Here is a 7,562-nt window from a genome sequence, read left to right on the forward strand (position 1 = left end):
CCCATCGCCGAGCCCACCGTGCTCACGGCCGGGTCCGCGATTCCGGCGGCCGGCAGCAGCGCCCGGCCGTCCCGGCCCGAGCCGTGCGGCGTCGAGTGCGTCACGCCTCCCCCCGAGGTGCGTCGTCACGGACGCGCCCGGCCGGCGGCGCATCCGGTCCGATCATGGCGGCGACCCTCGGACCGAGATCGCCGCGAAACGGGATCAATCGCCGTTCGAGTTGAAGGAAGCGTGACCACCCCTCCATCCTTCCTCCATGTCTGTCACCTCTGCCGCTCCCGCCCCCTCTCACCTGCACGACCACGCCTTCGAGTGGGCGCTGGTCGACGTGGAGACCTCCGGTCTCGTACCGCGCCGTGACCGGGTGCTGTCCGTGGCCGTGGTGACGCTGGGCCCGGACGGCGGGCAGACCGGGGAGTTCTCTACCCTGCTGGACCCCGGTTGCGACCCGGGGCCGGTGCACGTGCACGGCCTGACCCGGGAGCGGTTGCGCGGCGCGCCGCCCTTCGAGCAGGTGGCCGAGAGGATCGGTGCGCTGCTGGAGGGCCGCGTCCTGGTCGCCCACAACGCCCAGTTCGACTACGACTTCCTCGCCCACGAGTTCGCGCGGGCGGGACTGCGGCTGCCCGTCGCCCGGCGGTTGTGCACCCTGGCGCTGAACCGTCGCGTGGATCCGCCGACCGACGACCTGAGGCTCGGCACGCTCGCCGCCCACTACGGCGTCCCGCAGGTGCGGGCGCACGACGCGCTCGACGACACGCGGGTGCTGGCGGGTGTGCTGCGGGCCTCGCTGCGGGAGGCGGCGCGACTGGACGTGCCGCTGCCCCTGGTGGCCTGCCCGCCCCGGCAGGATCCGCAGTTCGCGCCCAAGCCGCCGAAGAAACCGTGCGCCTTCCGCAACCCGGGACGGCTCACCGCGGGCGGGCCGCTGGTGCAGGGCATGAAGATCGCCGTCACCGGGGAGACCCGGACCCCGCGGGCGGACCTGCTGCTGCGGGGGGCCGCGGCGGGGCTGAACATGATGACCTCCGTCAGCCGGCACACCAGCGCCCTGGTCACCAACGACCCCTCCACCGGCTCCGCCAAGGCCCGGCGCGCGCTCGCCGAAGGGGTGCCGGTCATCGACGAGGCGGCCTTCCTGGAGCTGCTGGAGGACGTCCGGGCCGGCACCTCGTACGAGGGGCCGGACGCGGGGTCCGTCACCGGTGCCGCCTCGACGTCGCCGGCGCCGGCCGTCCCGGCCGCCCGCGTGCCGGAGACCGCCGAGGCCGTCGACGCGGAGCCCGCCCCCGCCAGCCCGGCGGTGCCGACGGAGGCTGTGGGGGCGGTCCCGTCGACCGGGGCCCCGAAGCCCGGCAGGCGGACCGGCAGGCCGCGCGGTCCGCTGACCGGGCGACGGGTCCTCGTGCTCGGCGGCACCCACCCCGAAGCGGTGGCCGCGCGCACCCGCGTCGTCGAACTCGGCGGCGCCGCCGCCATCAACCTGTCCGCCGGGGTCACCGACGTGGTCGTCCTCGACGGCGGCCACGCCGACCGCCGGCTGGCCCGGATCACCGCGCTGCGCCTGCCCGTCCACGACGCCGCCTGGCTGGTGGCACCGGTCGTCACGGCGGCGCCGCAGGCGGACGGCCGGCGGACGGCGGCCCACGTCCTGCCGCGCGGCGGCGTCGTCGACCTGCCCCTGCAGAACGGGCGGGGCCCGGCGCACCGCTGGACGGTCACCGCGTCCTGGGCGCAGCAGACGCGGTGCGAGATCGACGTGGTCGCGTTCGTGCTGGACGAGGACGAGCAGGTCGCCTTCGACGAGGACTTCGTCTTCTACGGCGCCCCGGAGAACCCGGGCGGCACCGTGCGGCTGCTGAGCGACGGGCCCACCGAGCAGACCGTCAGCGTCGACCTCGTCACCCTGCCGCCCTCGGCCCGCAAGGTCGTCGTCGCGGCCGCCGTCGACGGTTCCCCGGCCTTCGGCGACGTCGGCGCCCTGCACATCGTCTCCGGGCCCGGCGCCGGCGCGGCGGCCCTGGTGCAGGCCACGCTGGACGCCGCCACCACCGAGCGCACGATGCTGCTCGCCGAGATCTACCGGCGCGGTGAGAGCTGGCGCCTGCGGGCCGTGGGGCAGGGCTACGACCACGGGCTGGGCGCGCTCGCCCGGAGCTACGGCGTCGACATCGCGGACTGACCGTCGCGGACGCGACGGCGGGCCGGGACGTGGAACGGCCCGGCCCCGCTGCTCGCGGGGCCGGGCCGGACGGGGACGTCCCCCTGCGCGCCGTGGGGTCAGCGTTCCTCGCGGAACGGGACGTGGGCGCCCGCCACCGGGTCGTACTTGCGCAGGACGAGCCGGTCGGGGTCGTTGAGGCGGTTCTTGCGCGTCACGTAGGTGACGCCGGTTCCGGCGGTCGACTTCAGCCGGACGACCGGGCGTACGGTGCTGCGTGCCATGGGTGCTCCTTCCGACGGCCGCGGGGCCCGAGGCGTTCTGACCCGCGCATGCCAGTCACCTCGCCCAACGCCTCCGGTCCCCCGCGCATTCCCCGCCCAGCGGTCCCGCCACAGGCGTGTCGCCGCCCGTGACCCGCGCCCCGACGCCGTCCGGGTGACTGTGAGATGCGGTGCGGTGCGACAGCGGATCGGATGGGACGCATGCGCAGACCCATAGCCGTGGCTTCCCGCCACCCACGCCTGCTCACGTCAGGCGTCGCCCTCGCCGTCCCGTCCCTCCTCCTCGCCCTGTGCGCCGTGCCCGCCTCGGCCGACACGTCCGACGGGCCCCCCGTCCGCGGTACGGCCTACATGGGCCGTGGCGTGCTGGCCCACGAAGGCGTGCAGGGGCTGCCCGCCGGCACCAGGGCCACGCAGACCGAGGGCGTGGACGTCTCCAGTCACCAGGGCGACGTCGCGTGGTCGACCCTCTGGAAGAGCGGGGTGCGGTGGGCCTACGTCAAGGCCACCGAGGGCACGTCCTACCGGAATCCCTACTACACGCAGCAGTACGGCGGTTCGTACGACGTCGGCATGATCCGCGGCGCGTACCACTTCGCGACACCGGACACCGCCGGCGGCGCCGCCCAGGCCGACTACTTCGTCGACCACGGCGGCGGCTGGTCCAAGGACGGCAAGACGCTGCCGGGTGTCCTCGACATCGAGTACAACCCGTACGGCGACACCTGCTACGGCAGGACGGCGAGCCAGATGGTCGACTGGATCCGGGCCTTCCTCGACCGGTACAAGGCGCGCACGGGCCGGTACGCCGCCATCTACACCTCCACCAACTGGTGGAAGCAGTGCACCGGGAACTACAGCGGCTTCGGCGCCACCCATCCGCTGTGGATCGCCCGCTACGCCTCGTCGGTGGGTGAACTCCCGGCCGGCTGGGACGTCCACACCATGTGGCAGTACACCTCGACCGGGCCGACCGTCGGGGATCACGACCGGTTCAACGGGGCACTGGACCGCGTCAAGGCGCTCGCCGACGGCTGAGCCGGGCCTCGGATCCGGCCGGCCCTGGCGTCACCGGCCGGCCGGATCCGCGAGGACGCCGGTGACCTGCCGGCGCACCACCTCCCGGGCCTGCGCGGGAAGCGCGCCGATGTCCGTGCGCTCCAGGGCGCCGAGGGCCTGGTCGGCGCCGTCGTCGCACGCGGCGACCTCGCTGAGCACCTCGTAGCCGTCGCGGACGGCCACCCGCAGGCGGTGCCGCCCCTCGGCGTCGGTGTGCACGGCGGTGGCGACGACCAGGGGCGGCGGCCCGCCGGCCTCGGCGGGCCGCTTGTGGTAGCCGCTGGCCACGGGGGCGCGCCAGTGCAGGGCGAGCAGCAGGTGCCGCTTGGCCAGGACCTCGTTCAGATCGGTCCTGTAGGCGCCGTCCGGGCCCAGTACGGTGGCGCTCGCGTCCAGGACCAGGGCCGCGGGCAGCAGACAGCGCAGGCTGCTGCCGACGAGGTTGCCGCCGACCGTGGCCGCCCGGCGCACGGCCCCGGTGCCCACGGAGCCGGCCGCCCGGCGCAGCACCTCCGGCACGCGGTCGTCGACCTGGTGCAGCACCACGGCGCCGCCCAGTGTCCCGGGCCGGACCACGGTCGCCTCCGGGAGGTCGCGCAGCGACACGGCCTGTTCGGGAAAGCCGTCGCGTTGCCAGGTGGCCCACACGAGCGTGGCCCCGCCGATGGGCACGGCCCCGTCGGCCAGGCACTCCCGTGCTTCGGTCACGGACGTGGGCAGTCGCAGCAGCACGGCGATCGACCTGCTTTCCCGGAAAGTCGGCGGTCGGACGGCACGCGCCCCCGCCGCGTGATCACAGTCCCGTCGTATTGTCCGCACCGCCGCGGGGGCGCGTACAGGGCTCACACCCGGGCGGTATGCGCTCTTCGCGCGCCGGCGCGCCTCCGCACGGCAGTCGGTGACGGCCCCGCTCACGGGCCGTCCCCGCGTGTCCGTGAAGGGAGACCTCCGGACATGTCTGACGTCGCCGAAGCGGGGCATTCGTGCAGGTGCAATGCCGTACACGACAGATCAGGAGCTGATGCCCGCCATGACGCACGACCTGACCCCCAAGTACACGGTCCCCGGCATCGAGCGCGAGGCCGCCGGACGACTGATCGGCGTGCTGCGTCTGCGCCTGCACGCGCTCAACGACCTGCACCTCACGCTCAAGCACGTCCACTGGAACGTCGTGGGTCCGCACTTCATCGCCGTGCACGAGATGATCGACCCGCAGGTCGACCAGGTGCGCGAGATGGCGGACGACGTCGCGGAGCGCATCGCCGCGCTCGGCGGAGTGGCGCAGGGGACCCCCGGTGCCCTGGTGGACGAGCGGAACTGGGACGACTACTCCATCGGCCGGGCCGACGCCATCGCCCACCTGGGCGCGCTCGACGTGGTGTACACCGGCGTGATCGAGGGTGTGCGCGCCGCGGTCAAGGAGGCCGGTGAGATCGACCCCGCCACGGAGGACCTGCTGATCGGGCAGCTGCGGGACCTGGAGCAGTTCCAGTGGTTCGTCCGGGCCCATCTGGAGACCGCCGGGGGCACCCTGACGACGAGCAGCGCGGAGTCCGAGGCGGAGGGCGCCGAGCGGGGCTCGGCACTCGCCCAGGGCCAGAGCGGGCGGTGACGCACCGGGGGCCCGGCCGCGTCGGGGCGACGCGGCCGGGCCCGAGCGCTCAGCGTGCGGGCCGGCCCCGGCGCCCGAGGCGCACCCCGACCAGGACCAGGTCGACGACCAGGACGGCGACGCCGACGACGAACAGGTAGAAGAGTCCCTCGGCGGCCACCCCGGCCAGTCCCAGGACGAGAGCCACCAGCAACAGCAGGAGGAACAGACTCACGGTCGTCTCCCTCGGGCGCGTTCCGGCGGACGGCTCAGCGCCGGGCGAGCCGGCGCTCGCCGCGGCTGCCCTGCTCGTAGGGCAGGTCGTAGTGGGCGAAGACCTCGGCTTCCGCCTCGGCCATCAGTTCGCCGTCCGGGTCGATCCCGGGGGCCTGCTTGACCAGCCCCTTGTCGTAGGTCACCTTCAGGTAGTCCGGTCCCACGGTGGCCTTCTCCAGCGGGACGAACACCAGCCGGCGGCGGGTCGGAAGACCGATCGTGACCGCGGCGAACGCGGGCCGGTCGGTGGTGGTGTCGACGTAGATGGACTCCAGACTGCCGATCCGGTGGCCGTCGGTGTCGACGACGTCCTGGCCACGCCAGTCACGGATGTTCTCAGCCTCGAACATGGCTCGCCTTCCCTTCCCGTTCCCTGGACACACTCCCCTGTCTTGTTCCCCGCTTCCCGCCCTCGTCGCATGGTTTGTCCCCATTCCGGCGCGGCGACCGGCTCGCGGACGGGCCGGGAGCGGGCCCCGCACGGCCGGACGGGGGCCGCGGTCGCGCTAGGCTGCCCGGTCGAAGGGACTTCCCGGCCCGTGCCGAGCGGAAGCGGCGGAACAAGGACCCGGTGGTTTTCCGAAGGAGACCGAGTGTGGAAGGCGCACACGACGACAGGGACCGCCCCGTCCTCCCGCGGGACGGGGCCCTGCTGGAGGTGGGACCGTTGACCGGACGTCCCGGGGTCCGTGCGCGCGGGGAGGTCAACGTGGTCACCCGCCCGTCCTGGGAGGAGGCCCTCGCCGAGCTGTCCCGGCGGCACGCGGACGTGTCCTACCTGGAGCTGTCGGGGGTGCGGTTCGTCGACGTGGCCGGGGTGGCGGCGCTCGCCGTCACGGCCATGAACCTGCCCGGCGGCCGGGTGGTGGTGGAGCAGCCCCCGCCGCAGCTGCCGCGTGTGCTGGAGCTGTTCTGGCCGTCGCTGCGCGGGATCGAGGTGGCCGCCCGATGAGCACGGTGCCCGAGGACGAGGTGTTCGCGCACCCGGCGCTCTTCTACCGCTCGGAGCGGGAGTACACCGACCGCACGGTGTCGTTCGTACAGGAGGGCCTGGAGGCCGGCGAACCGGTGGCGGTGGCCGTCCCCGCCCCCAACCTGGAACTGATCAGGACGGGGCTGGGCACGCGGGCGCCGGACGTCGTGTTCCTGGACATGACGGAGGCGGGACGCAATCCGGGGCGGATCATCCCCGGGGTCCTCAGGGCGTTCGCCGACGAGCACGCGGGGACACGGGTGCGCATCGTCGGCGAGCCGATCTGGGCCGGGCGCAGTGCGGTGGAGTACCCGGCGTGCGCCCAGCACGAGGCACTGATCAACGCGGCCTTCGCCGGCCGCTCCGCGACGATCCTGTGTCCGTACGACGAGTCCCGGCTGGACGCGGACGTCCTGGCCGACGCGTTGCGCACGCATCCCACGGTCATCGCCGAGGGCCGCGAGGCGGCCAGCGAGGCCTACGACTGGCCCGCGGTCCTCGCCCGTTACAACGAGCCGCTGACGACCCCGCCGGACGCCGCCCTGTTCCCGTTCGCCGCCGGGGAGCTCCCCGAGGCACGCCGTTTCGCCGTGGAGCGGGCCAGGTCCCTGGGACTGGCCGAGCGGCGGTTGCAGGACGTGGAACTGGCCGTGGCCGAGCTGGCCACCAACAGCGTGGTGCACGGCGGCGGCCGCGGGACGCTCGCCGTCTGGGCCGAGGCGGGGCAGGTGGTGTGCGAGGTCCGCGACACGGGCCTGCTCACCGATCCGCTGGTCGGCCGCCGGCCGCCGGAACGGGGCCAGATCGGCGGACGCGGGCTACTGCTCGTCCACTACGTCGCCGATCTGGTGCGGACGCACACGACGGACGGCGGCACGGCGGTCCGCTTCCACATCGGACCGGCGAACTTCTGAGGAGCATGTGTGCGAGTCGCGGACCGGGGTAGGCGGTGGGTCGTCGGCCGATGAGTGGACAGTGACGGGGCCGATCGACAGGGAGGGCACATCATGGTGACGACGACCGTGCGGGCGACCGGGCAGCACACCGCGGGCATGCCGGAGATCGCGGACCCGTCCAAGGTGGCGCCCCGGGACGCGCGGGAGTTGTCGAGGCTGTTCTTCGACCAGCTGGCGGTCCTGGAGGAGGGCACCGCCGAGTACCAGTACGCGCGCAACACGCTGATCGAGATGAACATGTCCCTGGTCCGCTTCGCGGCCA

9 protein-coding genes and 1 pseudogene are annotated in these 7,562 nt (G+C 74.0%); 6 read left to right on the forward strand and 4 right to left on the reverse strand.

From position 1 onward, the window contains the following. Window positions 1–256 precede the first annotated feature (256 nt). Window positions 257–2,182 (forward strand): TerD family protein, encoded by a 1,926-nt coding sequence (locus JHAT_RS30585; protein ID WP_077801532.1) that lies wholly within the window; start codon window positions 257–259, stop codon window positions 2,180–2,182. Between the two features lie 98 nt (window positions 2,183–2,280). Here JHAT_RS30585 and rpmG read toward each other — a convergent pair whose 3' ends face one another. Next, on the reverse strand, window positions 2,281–2,445 hold the full coding sequence (gene rpmG / locus JHAT_RS30590) for a 50S ribosomal protein L33 (RefSeq protein ID WP_077801533.1): 165 nt from the start codon (window positions 2,443–2,445) through the stop codon (window positions 2,281–2,283). Between the two features lie 201 nt (window positions 2,446–2,646). Here rpmG and JHAT_RS30595 point away from each other — a divergent pair, with 201 nt between their 5' ends. Beyond that, a complete protein-coding gene (locus tag JHAT_RS30595) occupies window positions 2,647–3,483 on the forward strand; it encodes a lysozyme (RefSeq protein WP_077801539.1) in 837 nt (278 codons plus the stop codon). Window positions 3,484–3,513: 30 nt separating this feature from the next. Here the strand turns inward: JHAT_RS30595 and JHAT_RS30600 are convergent, their stop codons facing one another. Continuing rightward, window positions 3,514–4,236 (reverse strand): FAD binding domain-containing protein, encoded by a 723-nt coding sequence (locus JHAT_RS30600; protein ID WP_077801534.1) that lies wholly within the window; start codon window positions 4,234–4,236, stop codon window positions 3,514–3,516. Window positions 4,237–4,534: 298 nt separating this feature from the next. On the opposite strand from JHAT_RS30600, the gene JHAT_RS30605 reads away from it, so the two are divergent. Beyond that, entirely contained in the window at window positions 4,535–5,116 is a 582-nt protein-coding gene (locus JHAT_RS30605; protein WP_077801540.1) for a Dps family protein, read from the forward strand. Between the two features lie 49 nt (window positions 5,117–5,165). Here the strand turns inward: JHAT_RS30605 and JHAT_RS34820 are convergent, their stop codons facing one another. Further along, window positions 5,166–5,330: a hypothetical protein gene (locus JHAT_RS34820; RefSeq protein ID WP_171991131.1), complete on the reverse strand. Its 165-nt coding sequence runs from the start codon at window positions 5,328–5,330 to the stop codon at window positions 5,166–5,168. 34 nt (window positions 5,331–5,364) lie between these two features. Continuing rightward, window positions 5,365–5,721: a PRC-barrel domain-containing protein gene (locus JHAT_RS30610; RefSeq protein WP_077801535.1), complete on the reverse strand. Its 357-nt coding sequence runs from the start codon at window positions 5,719–5,721 to the stop codon at window positions 5,365–5,367. A 245-nt stretch (window positions 5,722–5,966) separates the two neighbouring features. Here JHAT_RS30610 and JHAT_RS30615 point away from each other — a divergent pair, with 245 nt between their 5' ends. The 3 genes and pseudogenes from JHAT_RS30615 to JHAT_RS30625 all read left to right on the forward strand — a co-directional run. Beyond that, window positions 5,967–6,323, forward strand: coding sequence for an STAS domain-containing protein (locus tag JHAT_RS30615; protein WP_107482072.1), 357 nt, complete (start codon window positions 5,967–5,969; stop codon window positions 6,321–6,323). Then, window positions 6,320–7,258 (forward strand): sensor histidine kinase, encoded by a 939-nt coding sequence (locus JHAT_RS30620; protein WP_077801536.1) that lies wholly within the window; start codon window positions 6,320–6,322, stop codon window positions 7,256–7,258. Before JHAT_RS30615 ends, JHAT_RS30620 begins: the two co-directional genes overlap by 4 nt. Before the next feature lie 93 nt (window positions 7,259–7,351). Further along, window positions 7,352–7,562 (forward strand): annotated as a pseudogene (locus JHAT_RS30625) (RNA polymerase sigma factor SigF); the annotation flags it as partial.

The organism is Streptomyces sp. JHA26 (assembly GCF_002005565.1).
GTDB lineage: Bacteria > Actinomycetota > Actinomycetes > Streptomycetales > Streptomycetaceae > Streptomyces.